The 17,247-nt window shown below is 55.2% G+C and carries 19 protein-coding genes; 4 read left to right on the top strand and 15 right to left on the bottom strand.

Annotated elements, in window-relative coordinates; translation table 11 throughout:
• Positions 1–68 precede the first annotated feature (68 nt).
• Together nfsA and NLX71_RS17720 are read left to right on the top strand one after the other, a co-directional pair.
• Positions 69–803, top strand: a complete 735-nt coding sequence (gene nfsA, locus NLX71_RS17725) for an oxygen-insensitive NADPH nitroreductase (RefSeq protein ID WP_254365131.1) — start codon at positions 69–71, stop codon at positions 801–803.
• 167 nt (positions 804–970) lie between these two features.
• On the top strand, positions 971–1,405 hold the full coding sequence (locus NLX71_RS17720) for a DUF6526 family protein (RefSeq protein WP_254365130.1): 435 nt from the start codon (positions 971–973) through the stop codon (positions 1,403–1,405).
• On the opposite strand, the gene NLX71_RS17715 is transcribed toward NLX71_RS17720, so the two are convergent.
• Complete coding sequence (locus NLX71_RS17715; RefSeq protein WP_254365129.1) at positions 1,393–1,566, bottom strand: hypothetical protein; 174 nt, start codon at positions 1,564–1,566, stop codon at positions 1,393–1,395. The two genes, NLX71_RS17720 and NLX71_RS17715, sit on opposite strands and share 13 nt — an antisense overlap.
• 161 nt (positions 1,567–1,727) lie before the next feature.
• Between NLX71_RS17715 and NLX71_RS17710 the strand changes: the two genes are divergently transcribed.
• A complete protein-coding gene (locus tag NLX71_RS17710; protein ID WP_254365128.1) occupies positions 1,728–2,633 on the top strand; it encodes a M15 family metallopeptidase in 906 nt (301 codons plus the stop codon).
• Positions 2,634–2,725: 92 nt separating this feature from the next.
• Here NLX71_RS17710 and NLX71_RS17705 read toward each other — a convergent pair whose 3' ends face one another.
• From NLX71_RS17705 to NLX71_RS17645, 13 genes are all read right to left on the bottom strand, one after another.
• The gene (locus tag NLX71_RS17705; protein WP_254365127.1) at positions 2,726–4,297 is read right to left on the bottom strand and encodes a copper amine oxidase N-terminal domain-containing protein; all 1,572 of its coding nucleotides are present in this window, start codon (positions 4,295–4,297) and stop codon (positions 2,726–2,728) included.
• A gap of 119 nt (positions 4,298–4,416) precedes the next feature.
• Complete coding sequence (locus tag NLX71_RS17700; RefSeq protein WP_254365126.1) at positions 4,417–5,424, bottom strand: YeiH family protein; 1,008 nt, start codon at positions 5,422–5,424, stop codon at positions 4,417–4,419.
• A 123-nt stretch (positions 5,425–5,547) separates the two neighbouring features.
• The gene (locus NLX71_RS17695) at positions 5,548–5,823 is read right to left on the bottom strand and encodes a hypothetical protein (RefSeq protein ID WP_254365125.1); all 276 of its coding nucleotides are present in this window, start codon (positions 5,821–5,823) and stop codon (positions 5,548–5,550) included.
• Positions 5,824–5,950: 127 nt separating this feature from the next.
• Complete coding sequence (gene mglC / locus NLX71_RS17690) at positions 5,951–6,961, bottom strand: galactose/methyl galactoside ABC transporter permease MglC (protein WP_254365124.1); 1,011 nt, start codon at positions 6,959–6,961, stop codon at positions 5,951–5,953.
• Positions 6,962–6,994: 33 nt separating this feature from the next.
• Positions 6,995–8,503, bottom strand: coding sequence for a sugar ABC transporter ATP-binding protein (locus tag NLX71_RS17685; protein ID WP_254365123.1), 1,509 nt, complete (start codon positions 8,501–8,503; stop codon positions 6,995–6,997).
• 90 nt (positions 8,504–8,593) lie between these two features.
• A complete protein-coding gene (locus NLX71_RS17680) occupies positions 8,594–9,667 on the bottom strand; it encodes a galactose ABC transporter substrate-binding protein (RefSeq protein WP_254365122.1) in 1,074 nt (357 codons plus the stop codon).
• Positions 9,668–9,905: 238 nt separating this feature from the next.
• A complete protein-coding gene (locus tag NLX71_RS17675) occupies positions 9,906–10,892 on the bottom strand; it encodes a substrate-binding domain-containing protein (protein WP_254365121.1) in 987 nt (328 codons plus the stop codon).
• On the bottom strand, positions 10,889–12,685 hold the full coding sequence (locus tag NLX71_RS17670; protein WP_254365120.1) for a sensor histidine kinase: 1,797 nt from the start codon (positions 12,683–12,685) through the stop codon (positions 10,889–10,891). The genes NLX71_RS17675 and NLX71_RS17670 overlap by 4 nt, the downstream gene beginning before the upstream one ends.
• Positions 12,682–14,337: a response regulator transcription factor gene (locus tag NLX71_RS17665; RefSeq protein ID WP_254365119.1), complete on the bottom strand. Its 1,656-nt coding sequence runs from the start codon at positions 14,335–14,337 to the stop codon at positions 12,682–12,684. Before NLX71_RS17665 ends, NLX71_RS17670 begins: the two co-directional genes overlap by 4 nt.
• Before the next feature lie 140 nt (positions 14,338–14,477).
• Positions 14,478–15,089, bottom strand: a complete 612-nt coding sequence (locus tag NLX71_RS17660; protein ID WP_254365118.1) for a class I SAM-dependent methyltransferase — start codon at positions 15,087–15,089, stop codon at positions 14,478–14,480.
• 77 nt (positions 15,090–15,166) lie between these two features.
• Complete coding sequence (locus NLX71_RS17655; protein ID WP_090671732.1) at positions 15,167–15,394, bottom strand: cold-shock protein; 228 nt, start codon at positions 15,392–15,394, stop codon at positions 15,167–15,169.
• Between the two features lie 73 nt (positions 15,395–15,467).
• On the bottom strand, positions 15,468–15,671 hold the full coding sequence (locus NLX71_RS17650; RefSeq protein WP_090671735.1) for a cold-shock protein: 204 nt from the start codon (positions 15,669–15,671) through the stop codon (positions 15,468–15,470).
• A 745-nt stretch (positions 15,672–16,416) separates the two neighbouring features.
• Positions 16,417–16,767, bottom strand: coding sequence for a hypothetical protein (locus NLX71_RS17645; protein WP_254365117.1), 351 nt, complete (start codon positions 16,765–16,767; stop codon positions 16,417–16,419).
• A 15-nt stretch (positions 16,768–16,782) separates the two neighbouring features.
• Here NLX71_RS17645 and NLX71_RS26645 point away from each other — a divergent pair, with 15 nt between their 5' ends.
• A complete protein-coding gene (locus NLX71_RS26645; RefSeq protein ID WP_302058304.1) occupies positions 16,783–16,908 on the top strand; it encodes a hypothetical protein in 126 nt (41 codons plus the stop codon).
• An 83-nt stretch (positions 16,909–16,991) separates the two neighbouring features.
• Here the strand turns inward: NLX71_RS26645 and NLX71_RS17640 are convergent, their stop codons facing one another.
• On the bottom strand, positions 16,992–17,138 hold the full coding sequence (locus tag NLX71_RS17640) for a hypothetical protein (RefSeq protein WP_375377938.1): 147 nt from the start codon (positions 17,136–17,138) through the stop codon (positions 16,992–16,994).
• Positions 17,139–17,247: the final 109 nt, after the last annotated feature.

Here is a 17,247-nt window from a genome sequence, read left to right as displayed (position 1 = left end):
TGCTGGAGGCCCCCGACAGGGGGTCTTTCCTATTTGAATTCCATTCCATTCGGAGGTGCAACGATTTCATGAACGCCGTAATTGATCTGCTCCAAAGCCACCGTTCCATCCGCAAATTCAAGGACATTCCGCTGCAGCTGGAGCATATTGACGCCATTGTCGCTTCCGCTCAAATGGCCTCGACTTCAAGCAACATCCAAGCCTACAGCATCATAGCCGTGACCGACCCGGAGAAAAAGCAGGAGTTGGCCCGGCTCGCCGGAAATCAGGCCTATGTCGAGCATTCCGGTCTGTTCCTGGTATTTTGTGCAGATTTATACCGGCTCCGCGAAGCAACTGCGCTGAACGGTGAAACGTTCCATCACAATACGGAAAGCTTCATCGTCGCCACCGTCGATGCGACGCTTGCCGCGCAAAACGCAGCCGTGGCTGCCGAATCGCTGGGATTCGGCATCGTGTATATTGGCGGAATCCGCAACGCGCCAGAGGACGTAAGCCGGCTGCTCCAGCTGCCCGAGCTCGTTTATCCGGTGTTCGGCATGTGTATCGGCGTGCCCGATCAAGAGCCTTCGTCCCGTCCGCGGCTGCCGCAGCAAGCCGTCCTGCACTATAACGGCTATCAAGGGGACGGTGTGCGGCGGCAGATCGAAGCGTACGATGAAACGATGCAAGAGTATTACCGGGAGAGAGTCGGGGGCAAAACGGTGACCACATGGTCCAGAGGGATATCGGACAAATTCCGGCAGCCGGTGCGCGCGCATATGCGCGGCTTCCTGGAAGCCCGGGGCTTTAAGCTGGAATAGCGTTATTGCAGCTTCCGCCGATCCACATATTTGAGCGCTTCACGGATACTGAGCGGCGATAGCGCGGTTTCGGAGACGAACCTGCGGACAGGCAAGCAAGAATGGGCATGGTAAATTGTCGCAGCGGGATATACAATAAAACTAACCTGACTACGGGAGGAAATCGTTTGGAAACCCAACAGTACGCCAACCACCGCAAATTTGATCCGCTGTTCCATTTCGTGCTTCTTTGGCTGACTTTGATCGTTCTCGTCGGTGCCGTGGTTTATGCCGTCCGTTCCCTGATAGCTGGAGAAGGCGTGTCCGTTGCGCTGCTTCTGCTCGGGCTGAGCGTCATCGCCGCCATCTTGGTCATGCTGGTGCGGACGTACGCGCTTAAGGCTCAAGACCGGGCCATCCGGGCGGAAGAGCAGCTTCGGCACTTTGTCCTGACCGGCAAGCCTATGGATTCCCGATTATCGCTGCGGCAAATCGTCGCTTTGCGGTTCGCGAGCGATCCGGAATACCCGGAGCTATGCCGTAAAGCGGCAGAAGAAAACATGCGGCCCGATGACATCAAGAAAGCGATCCGGACTTGGCGGGCGGATCACTACCGGCTGTAACAAGCCGCAGCATCCATAGGACTCGCCCCCATTCCCCGAAGGAGGCCGTAAATTTTCTGTTTATAGCGATCGACCAAAAAGCAAAATTCTTGCTTGCTCCCTGCCACAATCCGATGAATAAGCTCTCGTTCCGACTCCTGCCGGATCTCGCGTTCTTCCACCACTCGGTCCTCCTAGCGTCCTATACTGTATAGACGACGAACCGGAATCTAATCTCTCACCTTAGGGAGAAAAATACGGAACTTTTCGTATCCATACGTCGTCTATGTAATAAGACCGCTAAAACGCGTGTGCATTTACGTACAGAAAGGATTTGGCTCTATTGAACTCTCGTCGTACGACCGCCGCAGCACTGCTGCTGGCCGCCATCATGCTCGTATCCACCGCATGCGGAGACAGTGGCGGTAAAAAGCAGGCCGACACCGCAGCCGGAACCTCGGCGTCTCCCGCCTCATCGAATACCGGCTCGACTGGCACTAGCGCAGATGCATCCAAGTCAAAACCGTCCGAGATACCTGCTGCTGCTTCGACGAACGGACAGGATCAAGCTGCCGGCGCCCCGGGCGGGGTAAAGCAGACGGCTCAAACGGATACCAAATCCGGTAAGAAAACAGGTGATGTTCAGGTTGTCGCAAGCCCGGCGGACATTGCGGTTCTTGTGAACAAAACGTTCAAGCTGCCGGACAATTACAAGCCGCAGGACTTGGTTGACCCGAATGTTTCTTTTACGTTCAAAGAAAAGCTTGAAAAGCGCAAAATGCGCAAGGAAGCGGCCGCGGCGCTTGAAAAGCTGTTTGAAGCGGCCAAAAAAGACAACCTGCCGCTGGCCGGCGTCTCCGCTTACCGCTCCCATGAAACGCAGAAAACGGTGTATAACCGTTACGTGCAAAAAGACGGCGAAGCCGCAGCGAACAAATACAGCGCCAAACCGGGACACAGCGAGCATGAGACGGGGCTGGCCATCGACGTGGCCGGCAGCTCGGGCAAATGCGCGGCGCAGGATTGCTTCGGCGCGACCAAAGAAGCCAAGTGGCTTGCTGAGCATGCGGCTGACTACGGGTTTATCATCCGGTATCCGGAAGGTAAAGAAAACATTACCGGTTACCAATACGAGCCTTGGCACCTCCGCTATGTCGGCGTAGACACCGCCAAAACGATCGCCAAGCAAGGCGTGACGCTGGAAGAATACGTTAAGAACGCCGTGCCTGTTACGAAGCCAAAATCATGACCCGCTTCATAAAAAAAACGACAAACGCCTGATTCTTTTTCCGCGAAGGATGAAGAATCAGGCGTTTTGTTTTTTTCTCTTTGAGTCCTGTACTACGGTTTATATATTTCGATGGAGTACACGCTTTCCTCTCCCTCGGTTTTCACCTTTGCGCCCAATTGCTCGGCCACGAAGCGGACCGGAACGTAGAGCGCGCCGTGTTTCATCGCGGCAGGTTCGCCCATGCTTTTGTCTGTGCCGTTCACCCGGGCCGTCGCGCTGCCCGCTTTCAATACGATCTCCGTCTGGGAGCTGGCGATAGTCATCGTTTTCGTCCCGGCATCCCATACCACCTTATAGCCTAGCCCTTCCCCGAGTTCTCTCCCTTGCACATAAGCGGTATTATTGGACGAGATATAAGCGGTGTAATCGTAGGCCAGATAAGCCTCTGTCCCCCCTGCCTCTGCCCCTGATGCGCCGTCCAGATCGGATTCGGGCCAAATGTAGAAGTACAAATATTTCTCCGTGATCCGAAGCTGTTCCTTGAGCAGCTTATAGAACGCGGAATCCGGCTGCACAGCCTGTCTCAAGTTGTCCTCGTTCGATAAATCCTCGTACGGGATCGCATCCTTTGTGGAGATGATGTCCGGCTTCACATCTCCATTAATATTCCAGCGGTCCATCCGGACAGTAAGTTTGCCGCCGCGGATTTCGTCTTCCAACCCTTCAGGACTTTGCACAGCGATCTCGGCGTTCCACCGGCGGATATGCTTGCTCTCGTCGACGAATGCCTCCGCTTTGAGCTTGATTGGGCTCAACAGCTCCCGCTCCCAAGTTCTGCCCGCTTCGGAGGACAAATAAAGCGCAATCGCTTTCGCCCCCGTATAGACCGCTTCCGTACCGAGCTGCCGATCTTCGAACAGCTCCTCGACGAAGCCCAGTTCTTTTAGCTCCGGATGGAACTTATCGTAGATAACGACAGCCAGCTCACGCAAGCCTTGGTCGTCCAAAGCCATGTTTTTGAACATGGACCGGAATAACGAGGCAAATTCCTTATCCGACATATCAAACCGGAGCTGATGTCCGCTTACCGTCTGCCCCTGAATCGTTTCCGTCTTCTTATCAACAGCAAAGGAGGTGGCGTTTGGAAGATTTTTGGCAAGCAAGCCTATTGCTTTCTTGGTCACCTCTTGTTGATCTGCCCAGTGCAGTTCCTTCATAAGCCTTTTCAGACTATAGAACCAATAGTCATCGTACATCGTCAGCTCGTGAGACAGACCGGTCAGCTCGTTCGTACGCCAATCGGCAATAACAATCGGCTTGTTCGCGCCTTCCACGTTGAGCACCGCGCCGTTCTTATCCAAGGAAACGGCAAACGGAAGGTTCAGCTTGGCAGCAGAGAGCGAGCCTTTGGCCGACATCGTCTGCTCTTTTCGGTTCACCTTCAAGCTGGATACGTTTAATTGAAATCCGTTCCACAAGGGCAATCCTTCCTTGTCGGATTTAGACAAGGCGCTCGTATCTCCCACACCGTATTGCAGCCCCATCGACAGCGAAGCCTCGTAAGTGTCCGTCTTCCATTCGTTTTCGATGGCCTGATTCATATCCAAACCGCCAAGCGGCTGGCAGCCGGCCGTAAAAACAAGTGCTGCGCCCATGACCCATGCGCCGATTTTTTTAAACAATGGGATCTCTCCTTCGGTAGTCTTACGTACTTGACTAAAAAAGATTCGGCGAGATGGAACGGTTTTCCTCCTTTCGTGCCTTTGCAAAAAGAAAAAGACGTTCCCGCATAACGGAAACGTCACATTTGGCCGGTCAGCGTGCCGACCGCATATCCGCTGACGGAGACGACCAACCAGACGATTAAGCCGAGAATCATCGGTCTTACCCCGGTTGCGGTCATTTGCCGGAAGTCGGCGGATAAGCCGACCGCAGTCAGCGCTACTACGACCATAAACTGCGCCGCCACATGAATCCACTGCAAAAGCTGCTCCCCGAAAAGTCCGAGCGTGTACAACAGCGAGGCGGCGAGAAACCATAAAATAAACCAAGGAAACACCTGCTTGACCGAAAACGATCCTCCCGCCGTACCGGCGGCTTCCCGCTTCTTGCTCCAACCGACGATGACCGCCATAAGGATCGCAATCGGCACGATCATCGTGGTGCGCGTCAGCTTAACGATGGTGGCGTAATCCCCGGCGGCGGCGCTGAACGCGTACCCTGCGGCGACGACGGAAGAAGTGTCGTTCACCGCGGTGCCTGCCCATAGACCGAACCCCGCATCGGATAAGCCGAGCGCATGCCCAAGCGCCGGAAAAACAAGGACCGCGACGATGTTGAACAAGAAAATCGTCGAGATTGAATACGCGATCTCCTCTTCCTTCGCTTCGATGACCGGCGAGATGGCCGCGATCGCCGAACCGCCGCAAATGCCGGTGCCCGCGCCGATTAACGTCGCCATGCGCTGCGGAATGCGGAGCAGCCGTCCGAAGCCGTAAGCCGCGGCGAACGAAAGCAGCAGCGTGACGATCATGACCACGAACGTCTCCGTGCCGGTCTTCCATACCTCCGACAGGCTGAGACGGCAGCCGAGCAGGATAATTGCCCATTGCAGCACTTTTTTGGAACAAAAACGAATGCCCTGCCATGTATGTTGCGGCTTGCGCCATAGATTGTTCACCAGGATGCCAATCACGATGCCGAAAACCGAGCCGCCGATCAGCGGAAACAGCAGGCCGAGCCCGTAAGACACGGCCGCAATAACTCCCGTGAGCGCAAGACCCGGGCCGAGCGATTTCAAACCGTTCATCGATGTTCCCCCCGATTCCCCATGTACTTCCGACAGGTGTAATCGTAAGAGATTCGGGGGGAAAACACAAATACGAATCCTTGATGCTATAAATAAGCTTTTATTATGATTGACGGGATGGCTTCAAACTTTGATCGTGAAGAAGCGATATAGAAGCGCGATGACGGCGCCGGTCCAGAAAAGCGCGGGAAAATGCAGCCAAGCGGCCGCCCCGCCGGCGACGACAACGATCAGAAGGGCTATCAAAGAAGGATACAGACGGGAAGCTGCAGCCGTGCCGTCCCAATAAGTCAAAGCGTCCAGCAGCCGGTCTTGCGTCTTCGCCTCGGCTCCGCAGTGAGGGCAGATCGAAACGTCCAAGGGCTGAACGCCGGAGCAGTGAGGACAACGTGCCGTCATCGGAATCACCCATTCCTTTCGGTTAATTCATAGTTATTTTATCGGATAAATAAAGATTTTGCAATCCTTCTTGGGGCCTATCGCAAAAAAAACTTGCCGCCTATGCGACAAGCTTTTTGCGACTCCCTTATTTTTTCGCTAAATACTTGCGAATATCAAAAGCGACGGCGGCAACGATGATCAGCCCTTTAATAATGAGCTGCCAATACGGGCTAACGCCGATGAAGGTCAAGCCGTAGTTGATGACGCCGAAGATGAGCACGCCGGCCAGCACGCCCGGCACGGTTCCGATCCCGCCCGCCGTCGATACGCCGCCCACCACGCACGCGGCAATCGCGTCAAGCTCGTACATGTTGCCGTAGTTGTTCGTCGCGCCGCCCGTTCGGGCCGCTTCCAGCACGCCGCCCAAGCCGTACAGCGCGCCTGCGATCGCATATATATAGATCAGGTTGCGCTTGACGTTAATCCCGGAGACGACCGCCGCTTGGCTATTCCCGCCGATGGCGTACATATTTTTGCCGAGCCGCGTCTTGTTGAAAATGACCCAGACGATAAAAGCGACGACGACCGCGATAATGACGATATACGGCAGCGAATACGGCCCGTTCGGTCCGACGAAGCCGGTGCCGATGGTTGTGAAGTCCTGGCGCAAGCCGGCAATCGGTTGCGATTCGTTCGGCTTCAAGTCGAAGTAGATCGAGTTGGCCCCGTAGACGATGACCATCGTGCCCAGCGTCGCGATGAACGGCGGCACGCTCAGCCTGGACACGATCCAGCCGTTGATCAAGCCGACGAGCAGCCCTGCGGCAATCCCGATCAAAATCGGCGCCCAGACCGGCAGATCGGGCATATCCGGGAAAAAGCGGCGCGGGTAATCGGCCGTCTGCAGCATCGAAGCGGATAGTACCGCCGTCAACCCAACGACGCGTCCCGCGGACAAGTCGGTTCCTCCCGTAATCAGCACGAACGCGGCTCCCAGCGCGATAATGGCGCGGGTCGAATTTTGCAGCAAAATGTCCCGCAAAATATCGATCGACAGAAACCGCGGATCGGACGTCGCAATGCCCGCTACGAGAAGGATCAGAACGATATAAATCGCGTATTGTGTAAAAAAATGATTCAGCTTTCCCGTCTTCATAAGCCCGGTTCTCCTCCTTCGCGATGTCCTCTTCTAGTTGGCGGCCAGCCGCATAATATCTTGTTCCGTCGCCTGCCGACCGTCCAGAATACCCGTCAGCCGCCCCTCCGACATGACCATAATGCGGTCCGACATGCCGAGCAGCTCGGGCATTTCCGAGGAAATCATGATGATGCTTTTGCCTTGCTTGGCCAGATCGGCGATGATCGTATAAATCTCGAATTTGGCCCCGACGTCGATGCCCCGGGTAGGCTCGTCAAGCAGCAAAATGTCCGGCTCGGTCAGAAGCCACCGCGCCAGCAGCACCTTCTGCTGATTGCCACCTGACAAATTTTTGATCAGCTCCTTAATCGAAGGCGTCTTAACGCGCAGCTTCTCGACGCTCGCGGTGACTTCCGCCCGCCCCTTCCGCTCGTTCAGCAGGAAGAACGGATTGATATACCGGTCCAGATTGGCGATCATCGTATTTTCCAGAATCGACAGCACGGGAAAAATGCCCGTCACCCGCCGTTCTTCGGTCAGCAGCGCGATTTTATGCTTCTTGGCATCGATCGGCGATTTGATCTTGACCTTGTGTCCGCGAAGACGGATTTCGCCGGAGGCGACCGAGCGCAGGCCGAACAGCGCTTCGATCAGCTCGGTCCGCTGTGCGCCGACAAGGCCGCCGACCCCTAGAATCTCCCCCTGCCGCAGCTCGAACGACACATCCCGGAACGATTTCGGAAAAGGCGAGGTCAGCTTCTCCACCTTCAGCAGCACGTCACCCGGCGTGTTGTGACGCTCCGGGAAACGCTCCTTCAGGTCGCGGCCGACCATGCGGGAGATGATGAGATCCGTCGTCAGCTCGGCCGCCGGCCACGAGCCGATCAATCTGCCGTCCCGCATAATGGTCACATCGTCGGAAATGCGAAGTATTTCCTCCATCTTGTGGGAAATATAAATGATGGATACGCCGCGCCCGCGCAGCTCGTTAATGATCTTGAACAGCTGCTCCACTTCGTTGCCCGTCAACGAAGACGTCGGTTCGTCCATCACGATGACTTTGGAGCGGAAGGAGACGGCTTTGGCGATTTCGAGCGATTGAATCTTCGAGACGGACATCGAGCCTACCAAGGCGTTCGGATCGATATCCATATCCAAATCCCGAAGCAGCGTTACCGTATCCGCGCGCATTTTTTTGTCGTCGACGATGTGAAACAGTCCGAGTCCCTTCACCGGAAAACGGCCAAGCCAGATGTTCTCCATCACATTGCGGTGCGGCACCGGGTGCAGCTCCTGATGAATCATCGAGACGCCCAAGCTCAGCGCAGCCTTCGAGTTGTTGATCTCCACCCGCTGGCCATCCAGGACGATCTCGCCGCCGTCCGGCTTATAAATGCCGAACAAGCATTTCATCAGCGTGGACTTGCCCGCGCCGTTCTCCCCCATCAAGGCGTGCACCGTGCCCGGGCGCACCTTCAAGGTGACGCCGTCCAGCGCTTTGACGCCGGGAAATTCCTTCGTAATTCCGTTCATTTCAAGCAAATATCGGGTTTCCGTCATGCCAAGGCCCCCTAGCGTAAGGATGTGCGCATACGGCAAAGGGGCAACGTCCGCAGCCATTGCCCCCTTGCCGCTCGGCCGGGTAGCCGATTATTTCGCGTCGTTTATGTTTGCTTTTGTGATTTTTTTGTAAGAAATCCAGACGTATTTGCCGTCGGTAATGTCATAGCCGGTGTTTTCTTTGTTTGGCGTCTGGCCTTGTGCAAGCACGTTCGCGATGTTGAACGCCGCTTTCCCTTGATTCTTCGCATCGTTCAGCACGGTGCCGAGCAGCGTGCCTTCTTCGAGCGCTTTGAGCGCAGGCGCCGTGGCGTCAACGCCGACGACCGGAATGAATTTGTTGTCTTTAAAATAGCCCTTCGCTTTCAAAGCTTCGATCGCGCCAAGCGCCATGTCGTCGTTGTTCGCGAAGACGGCTTCGATTTTGTCGCCGTGGGAAGCGAGGAACGCGGCCATTTTCTCCTGCCCTTTGACGCGGTCCCACAACGCGGTGTCTTCCGAAAGCCTCTCCACCTTAATGTTCGCGTCCTCGACAGCTTTGATCGCGAACTTCGTGCGCAGCTCGGCGTCCTGATGCCCCGGCTCGCCCTTCAGCATGACGTATTGCAGCACGCCGTCCTTGTTTTTATCCGCTGCGGGGTTCGCTTTGAAGTAATCAACGATGAGCTGGCCTTCCATCGTGCCGGACTGCTCCGCTTTCGCGCCGACGTAGTACACCTTATCCCATTTTTTCATGTCGTCGGCGAGCGGCTCGCGATTCATGAAAACGACGGGGATGTTCGCGTTTTTCGCTTTGTCGATGATGACGCCGGCTGCGGTGCGGTCGACCGGATTGATGGCGAGCGCATTGACCTTTTTCGTAATGAACAGATCGACCTTATCGTTCTGGGCCGGCTGGGAGTTCTGGCTGTCGACGATGTCTGCCTTGGCTTTGCCTTCCGCCGCTTGGGAAATCGCATTCCGTACGCCCGTCATGAACGTATCGTCAAATTTGTAGATGGCGACGCCGATGGTCGGATTTTTGGCGGCCGCATCGGGCTTGGCCGCTCCTCCGCCGGCATTCGTGCTCGCGCCGCCCGCGGGAGCATTGCCAGAGCCGGAACAGCCGACAGCGGTCGTAAGCAGAGCTGCCGCGATGATCATGGATACAGCTTTCTTTTTCATAACATCTGACCTCCTGTTTTTTTGTATGACGTTACGTTAGGTTAGCTACGTTCCCATTATCTTGGATTTTCGGAAAAAAACCCATGCAAAATTCTCATGTGTTCTATCGAAATCCTCATGTGTTTTTGGAGGAAATGCAAAAAAACGTCCTTCGGATTCAAAGGACGTTTCTTTTATGGGGAGGGCCAATTCCAAAACGTCAAAAGCGACCGCTCATACGGCCGCCCTCTCCATTTTCTCACTTCACAAAAGGAAACAAAAGCTTCTGGTTGTCCGACCAGAACATATTGTCCTGATCGATCACCTTCGTTTCGGTATCGAAGCGGGCGGGCACCTTCTTGCCTTCCAAGGCTTCCACCGCATATTTGACGCCCAGGTAGCCCATGCTGAACGGATTTTGGATAATCGTCGCCTGAATGACGCCTTCCTGCAGCGATTCGATATTTTCGGCCGTGCTGTCGAACGTGACGGCCTTTACTTTTCCCTCCAGCCCCATCTCCCCAATCGCCCGGACAACCTCAATGGACGAAACGGCATGCAGCGCAACGATCCCGTCTACAGGCTCCTGCAGGAGCCGACGGATTTGTCCTGCGCACGGAGCGGGGTCCGAGGCGCACTCGACCTGCTCCATCACCTTCATCTGGCTGTGCTTGGCGAGTTCGTCCAGTACGCCCCGCTCCCGCTGCTCGGTCGTCCTCACGCTCGGCTTGAAGCCGATCACCGCGATGCGTCCCTGGCTCCCGACCAGCGACGCCATTTTGAGCCCCGCCTTGCTTCCGGCCTCGAAGTTGTCGATGCCGATGAAGCTGCGCACCCGCGACGAGTCGATCTCCGTATCGATGGCGATAACCGGCATGCCTCGCTCCGCCGCTTGTCCGGCCGCTTCCGCGAGCGCTTGATCGTCGTTCGCCGCCAGGACCAGCGCAGCCCGCTTATAGTTGACCGCTTCGTTCACGAGTTGAATTTGGCCCTGCACGTCCTCTTCCTGCTTGGGCGCCCCGACCGACAGCTCGATGCCGAACTCTTTTGCCGCAGCTTCGGCCCCCGTGCGTACCGTTTTCCAATAATCGCTGTTATGCGTCTTCAGCACGAGAGCAATTTGCTTCTTCGGCTCCGCGATGTGCGGCTCGGTGTTCTCACTCCCGCAAGCCGGAAGCAGCAGGAGGCAGAGCAAGGCTGCAAGCAGCACCGGAACCGTTTGAATCACTGCGTTTCCGTTTGTCATCGCTCCTCCGCCCCTTCCGTTCGAATCGCCGGAAGCCACAACGTCACCGTCGTACCTTCCTCCACCCGGCTCTCGATCTCCAGCCCGTAGGCTTCGCCGTAGCCAAGCCGGATACGCTCATGCACGTTGCGTAAGCCGACGGAAGAGCCTTCGCCGCTTGCCGCCTCGCCCGTCAGCAGCCGTTCCAGCTTGTCCGCCGGGATGCCGAGCCCGTTGTCGATGACCTGCAGCCGTACCTTTTCCCCGGCAAGCTCTGCGGTGATCCGGATGAAGCCTTCGTCCGCCATCATTTCGATGCCGTGGTAGATGGCGTTCTCCACAATCGGCTGCAAAATCAGCTTCAGCGTCCGGCAGTCCAAGACCTCCGACTCCGCTTCGATCGCGAATTCGAATTTGTTCTTGTAGCGCATCTTCTGGATGATCAAATAATTGCGGACATGCTCCAGCTCGTCCTGCACGGAGATGACGGTCTGGCCTTTGCTGAGGCTGATGCGGAAAAACTTCGACAGCGCCGTAATCATCGTAATGACCTCTTCGCTCTTGCCTCCGCCGGCCAGCCGCACGACCGAATTCAGCGTATTATACAGAAAATGCGGGTGAATCTGCGCATGCAGCACCTCAAGCTCGCCCCTGCGCTTCGCTTCCTGCTCGCGGATGATTTGACCCATCAGCTCGCGGATGCGGGCCACCATATAGTTGAACCGGCGTGACAGCCGCCCCACCTCATCGTCGCCCTGCACCTGGATGTGAATGTCGAACACACCCTGCTCCACCTTGCTCATCGAACGCTCCAGACGGCGAATCGGCTGCGAAATTTTGGCCGACATGAACGCCGAGATCAACAGCACGAAGACGACGACAAATAGCAGCAGCCAGGCAATGAAGCCGCCGATTTCTTTCTTGGCAGTCACGATTTCGTCCATGTAAGAAACTCCGATGATTTTCCAGCCGATGTTGTTGACCGTGGCGATGGTGATCAGCCGCTTGTCGCCGCTGGAGGAATCGAGATAATTGCCGTACGTGTATTTGAGCGCCTGCTCCACATTCTCGTATTTCAGGCCGATATAAATGAGCTGCTGCTGAGGGTGATACACGATGTTGCCTGCGGACTCGTCGATGATGTATACGTAGCCTTTCTTCCCCAGGCTGACCCGGCGGCACAGGTCGTCGATTATCTTGAAGTTGAAATCGACGAGCAGTACGGCGTTCCGCTTCTCGCCGCCGCGTTCGATCGTGATCTGCTTGCTCATGGACACGACCCACGTATATTTGCCCTTGTACAGGTTCTGGATGTGCGGCAGCGAGAAGGTAAGATGGTTCGGGTTTTCCAGCGCCGTCTTGAACCAGCTCTGCTCGGCCAGCTTCGTGTTCTTGCGCATCTCCATGACCGGAAGCCCCGTCATCGGCTCGCCGTCTGCCGTAAACAGCGCCATCGACACGATATCTGTGCGGCTGTCCAGTATCGTGCCGAGCTGCTCGGTCAGCCGTTCTTCTCCCGATACCACGGAATTCATCCGCACCTTCTGCTCCACGGTCTGAAACACCTGGGACATATTTTGCAGGTAAATTTCGAGGTTGTATTTCACCTGCGCGACGATCTGTTCATTGCTGAGAAACGTGTTCTGCTCCGCCGTCTTCGTAAATTTGTTGTACAGCATCACGCTGACGAACGCCATCACAAGCAGCGTCAGCAGCGTGAACGACGCGGTGATGATCACCTGAATGCTCTTAACCCTCCACGTATAGACAGCGGATGCAGCCATCCGCCGAAGCCCTCGGGGCACCCGCTTCATCCGCGCTGTCCCTCCATGGCGGCGCTGCGGTATTCCTTCGGCGAGACGCCGACATGCTTGCGGAAGCTGAAGCTGAAGTAGTTCGGCTCCGCATACCCGACCCGCTCGGCGATCTCGAACGCTTTGAGATCGGTCGTCCGCAGCAGTTCCTTCGCCGCTTCCATCCGAATGTGCATCAGGTAGTTCACGAACGTCATTTTCGCCTCTTTCTTGAAAATGCTGCTGAAATAACCGGCGCTGATATGCAGATGGCCGCATACTTTCTGGATTGAAATGTCGGTCTCGTGGTAATGACGCTTCGTATAGTCGATCGCCTGCTCCACCAGCGATTTGTACGTATACTGCCGCTGGCTCGCGATGCTGTTCATAATGTTTGTGCACAGCCCGAAAATGCGGCTCTTCGCCTCCTGCAAGCTTGTGAACTTATGCAGCTCCGCGAAAGGCACGAAGTCCGTCCCAAGCACCGCATCCAAATCGACGTTCGCGTCTTTGGCCGCTTTGAGTATGGCGGTTAGCAGTTCCATCAAGTAAATCTGGTAATCCTTGAACGACACCTGCGTTTCACCGATGCCGTGAAACAAGCCGTCCACCGTCTCCTGAATTTCCTGCGGGGTGCCAACCTTCAGACAGCGGATCAACGCATGCTCCTTCAATTCGTCAAAGCGCAGCTTCTCGACGAAACGCGTCTCCACATCGTCGATGCAAATGATCCGGTTGCCCCCGAGAATGCCGCGGTAATCAAGCGCCAATACCGCATCCTTGTAAGAATAGGATACGTTCGTCAATTCGCCGCATACGGTGCCGACGCCGATCGTGACGGTAAATTTCAAATATTTCGCAATGCTCTGCCGGATGTCCTCCAGCGCAGTAAGCGTTTTCTTAAGTGCGGAGGCTTCGCCCTCCGTCCCCTGTCCGGCTACCGTCAAAAGCACCAAGGTATCGTTGTGCAAAAACACCCGTCCCAAGCGGTGCTTCTCGACGATTTCTTCGGCAATGTTCAGCACGGCGAAGCGTTTCAGCTCCGTATCCTTCGAGCCTTTGAGAGAGGCTTCGGCTGCCCCCTCTGTTTCCTCGCTGTCCCCTGTATCCATGCTGATGACGGATACGACGTAGGCGTCCGCCGCCAGCTCCAGATTGTAGCTGCGGCACTTCTCCTCGATTTCGCGCCGCGGGAGCTTCCGCGCGACCAGCGAGGCCAGAAAAACCTCGCGCAGCACAGGCAGACTTCTGCGGTAATGCTCCTGAAGCGTCTGGACGTTTTCCTTTTCCGCCGCTTCTTCGTCAATCCGGTGCTTGATTTTCACCAGCACGTCGATCAGCTCCTGTGCCGAATACGGCTTGAGCACATATTCGTCGATATGCAGCTTGACCGCTTTTTGCGCATATTCGAACTCGTCGAAGCCGGTCAGGATGACGATCTTCGTCGCTTCATGCCGCTGCCTGATCCACGCCGCGAGCTGCAGCCCGTCCATAAACGGCATGCGGATGTCGGTGACGACGACGTCCGGCACCTGCCGTTCGAACAGCTCCGCCGCCTCCTGACCGTTTTCCGCGGTTTCGATCACTTCGAATCCGTGGCGGGCCCAGTCGATCTCCCGCAGGATGCCTTCGCGCACATCTTCTTCGTCTTCCACAAGCATGAGCTTGTACATCGGTCGCAGCCTCGCTTCGTTACGCCTGAAGCGGGAACCGGCGTTCCCGGCTTCGGCGGCATGGAATATTATGACAACAAATATACCAGTACGGCGTCCCGTTTGAAAAGTGGAGGAGATAGGTGCTGCGCGGGGTCCCGCTACTTCCGGCACACCGCCACGCCGATAAAATACCGGATTCCGTCCCGCGGCTTCTCGAAGGTGACGCCCCGCTGGTAGTAAATGTCCACCTCGGCAAAGCCGGTAAACAGCTCCTCGAACTCGCTTGCTGTAAGCTGGTGAACATGAAACGGTTCGCTGGTCGGCATGCCCCGCCCCCGGCCGAACGGGCTGGACAGGACCAGAATTCCCCCCGGCTTCAGCATGCGGTAGAGGTTGTCCATGAACGTCCTGTCGTCCTTCAGGTGCTCGATCGTTTCAAAGCTCAAGATCGTATCGAACAGGCCAAGCCGCTCCGGAAGCCCGGAGTCCGTTGCGTCCCCTTGCACATACGTCACCTTCTGATGATGGTATTCCCGACTCGCATACCGCAGCGTCTCCTCATCGTTGTCGACGGCGACGATTTCCGTCACTTCCCGCTTCCGCTCCTTGGCCGTCATATGGCTCCCGTATCCGGTTCCGCAGGCAATGTCCAGCACCCGCCCCTTCACGTAAGGAGCGGCAAAATAATATCTCGCGATATGCTCCAGCAGCATGCCGTTCGTCGGCTTCATCTGCTTGGGAATAATTCGTTCTCCCGTCCATTCGAGCATCTTCGTCACCTCACTCGAAACCTAAAAAGACCGCTCATCCAAGTTAACAACTTGAACGGCGGCTGTCAGATGCGTGCCTATTCCTCTTGGCCGGCGTTAGCCGGACGCTGATCCAGCGTCGAGTTCACGAGCACCGGCAGCATTTTCGTATCGCTGACCATCGGGGACTGGCACAACGGACACGTCGGGTTGTGCTCGAACATAAAATTGTCCCGCATCCACCCATTGCAATCTTCTTTTGTACAGGACCAGATCTTGGTCTCTTCCTTGGGAATCTCCTCAAACATCTTTTTACGATAATTCATGGCCATTCCCCTTTCCGATCTCAATACTAAAAGAAAAACCGCCCCTAACTTGCGTTAAGAGCGGGCTTGCTGCTTAGTAAACTTTAACAACGTTCTCGGCTTGCGGTCCGCGGTTGCCTTGAACAACGTTGAATTCAACGCGTTGGCCTTCGTCCAGGGACTTGAAGCCTTCGCCTTGGATCGCGCTGAAATGCACGAATACGTCGTTGCCGCCTTCAACTTCGATGAAGCCGTAGCCTTTCTCTGCGTTAAACCATTTTACTGTACCTGTTTGCATGGGTGTGACCTCCACTAAATGATATTAATATGCTCATTTTTAACCAAAATTAAAAAATTCACACATTGAAAAAAGTATCATGTAAAAAATGTCACCTTTTTCAATATGTGAATTTCGGTTTCATTTATAAACATTGGGTTTATTTTACCACATTCCGTACGTAAAGGCAAATATCCCCGTGGAACAAAATAATGTTGAAATTATATACCGTTATGCCGATCTGTCGTGAATTATTGTTTGGGTTTTGTAATCTAATTGAAATATAATTTTCATCGTTCTTTAATGTTCGCAGGCTATAATAATCCTTGACCCCCTTTTTAATATATAAAACCTTTAGACCCACAGCCCGTTGCTTGTGGGTCTCTTTCTGTCTATAAAGAACCAAACCCATGGAAACCGAATTTCCAAATCCCGGTGTGCATAACCTATTCTGTGGATATGTGAATAACAAAGGCCCGTAGGCATTTTTTTTCGTGTACAGGCTGTTTATTATGTGTATAACTCCGTGGATAACTATGTACCCGGTTCGAAAATTCACCCAAAAACAGAATACCTAATTGGTAATTGGCTTGGCTCCAACCATGGCAAAAAAGACTTCCTCCCCTCAGAACGCCTATGCGATCACCTGAAGTCATGAAGTCTTTTTCCGCAATCGTATTATTGCTTCTTGTTGTGCATCGACCGCAGCGCCGTACGGAAGTCGTCGTCCTTCATGGAAGCTTCGACGGCTTTCTCGGACGGCGTCTCAGGCCTTGCCGGTTGAGTAAACCCGCGTAATGCCTGACGATATTCCGGATCGGCAAGCTTGGCCGAAGTCCGCGAGGCTTCCGCATCGGCTTCGGGAGCAAGCGCCCGGCCAGAAAAAGGCGTCGTTAATCCCCATCACCGTCGCCTGCAGCTTCGCTTGCCCGGCTAACGCCGCTGCCGCTTGCGTTTTCGCTTCGGTCAGCGGCAGATGCGCCGCCGTGGCAATCCGGTTAACGAGCGCATTGAACGAGTCCACGAAGGTCGGGTCCGTCGTATCCATCCGGTCCGTGAACGCGGCATAATGAGCGATTCGGACCGGCGCACCGTACGGATCGCGCTCACGGAGCAAGGCGCTGCCTTCGTGATGAGCGCCATGGAGATCCGGCGGCAGCTGCTTACCGACATGCTTGAACCGCTAAGCGACGAGGAAAAGACGCAGTTTTTCTCTATGATCGACAAAATTACCGAACAGCTCGCCTTGAAGCTCTAAAATACAAAATGACCCGCAAGCGGGGCGCTTTTTGCAATGCGTCCGTCTACAGGTCATCGAACTGGCCAAGTATTGAAACGGGACTAGAGCCGCGCATCCTCTTTTCCTTCCAGATTGCGCGCCGTTTCGCTTTTTTCCACCTGCTGCTCGTCGCGGAACGTGCCCAGCATGACATCGAACAGCGGGTTCGTTACGCCGTACCAGTAATGTTCGCTTTTTTGAGCCTCCAACACGGCTAAAGCCGTGGGATTCTTAGCTAGTTAACGCACGCAGGCCATTTCTGTTTTGTGCCGACTGCTAAGTTAAGAGCTAGCTCATTAGCTCATCCTAGATCAGAGC

The sequence above is a fragment of the Paenibacillus sp. MZ04-78.2 genome, assembly GCF_024213375.1.
GTDB lineage: Bacteria > Bacillota > Bacilli > Paenibacillales > NBRC-103111 > Paenibacillus_G.
The sequence above is the reverse complement of the archived record's forward strand: the minus strand, read 5'-3'. Positions and strand labels throughout refer to the sequence as shown.

Excerpts from the sequence above, each read along its gene's own strand:
- nfsA (WP_254365131.1), top strand. The coding sequence starts at position 69 with ATGAACGCCGTAATTGATCTGCTCCAAAGCCACCGTTCCATCCGCAAA.
- NLX71_RS17700 (WP_254365126.1), bottom strand. The coding sequence starts at position 5,424 with ATGAACGGTTTGAAATCGCTCGGCCCGGGTCTTGCGCTCACGGGAGTT.
- NLX71_RS17695 (WP_254365125.1), bottom strand. The coding sequence starts at position 5,823 with ATGACGGCACGTTGTCCTCACTGCTCCGGCGTTCAGCCCTTGGACGTT.
- mglC (WP_254365124.1), bottom strand. The coding sequence starts at position 6,961 with ATGAAGACGGGAAAGCTGAATCATTTTTTTACACAATACGCGATTTAT.
- NLX71_RS17685 (WP_254365123.1), bottom strand. The coding sequence starts at position 8,503 with ATGACGGAAACCCGATATTTGCTTGAAATGAACGGAATTACGAAGGAA.
- NLX71_RS17680 (WP_254365122.1), bottom strand. The coding sequence starts at position 9,667 with ATGAAAAAGAAAGCTGTATCCATGATCATCGCGGCAGCTCTGCTTACG.
- NLX71_RS17675 (WP_254365121.1), bottom strand. The coding sequence starts at position 10,892 with ATGACAAACGGAAACGCAGTGATTCAAACGGTTCCGGTGCTGCTTGCA.
- NLX71_RS17670 (WP_254365120.1), bottom strand. The coding sequence starts at position 12,685 with ATGAAGCGGGTGCCCCGAGGGCTTCGGCGGATGGCTGCATCCGCTGTC.
- NLX71_RS17665 (WP_254365119.1), bottom strand. The coding sequence starts at position 14,337 with ATGTACAAGCTCATGCTTGTGGAAGACGAAGAAGATGTGCGCGAAGGC.
- NLX71_RS17660 (WP_254365118.1), bottom strand. The coding sequence starts at position 15,089 with ATGCTCGAATGGACGGGAGAACGAATTATTCCCAAGCAGATGAAGCCG.
- NLX71_RS17655 (WP_090671732.1), bottom strand. The coding sequence starts at position 15,394 with ATGAATTATCGTAAAAAGATGTTTGAGGAGATTCCCAAGGAAGAGACC.
- NLX71_RS17650 (WP_090671735.1), bottom strand. The coding sequence starts at position 15,671 with ATGCAAACAGGTACAGTAAAATGGTTTAACGCAGAGAAAGGCTACGGC.
- NLX71_RS26645 (WP_302058304.1), top strand. The coding sequence starts at position 16,783 with ATGAGCGCCATGGAGATCCGGCGGCAGCTGCTTACCGACATGCTTGAA.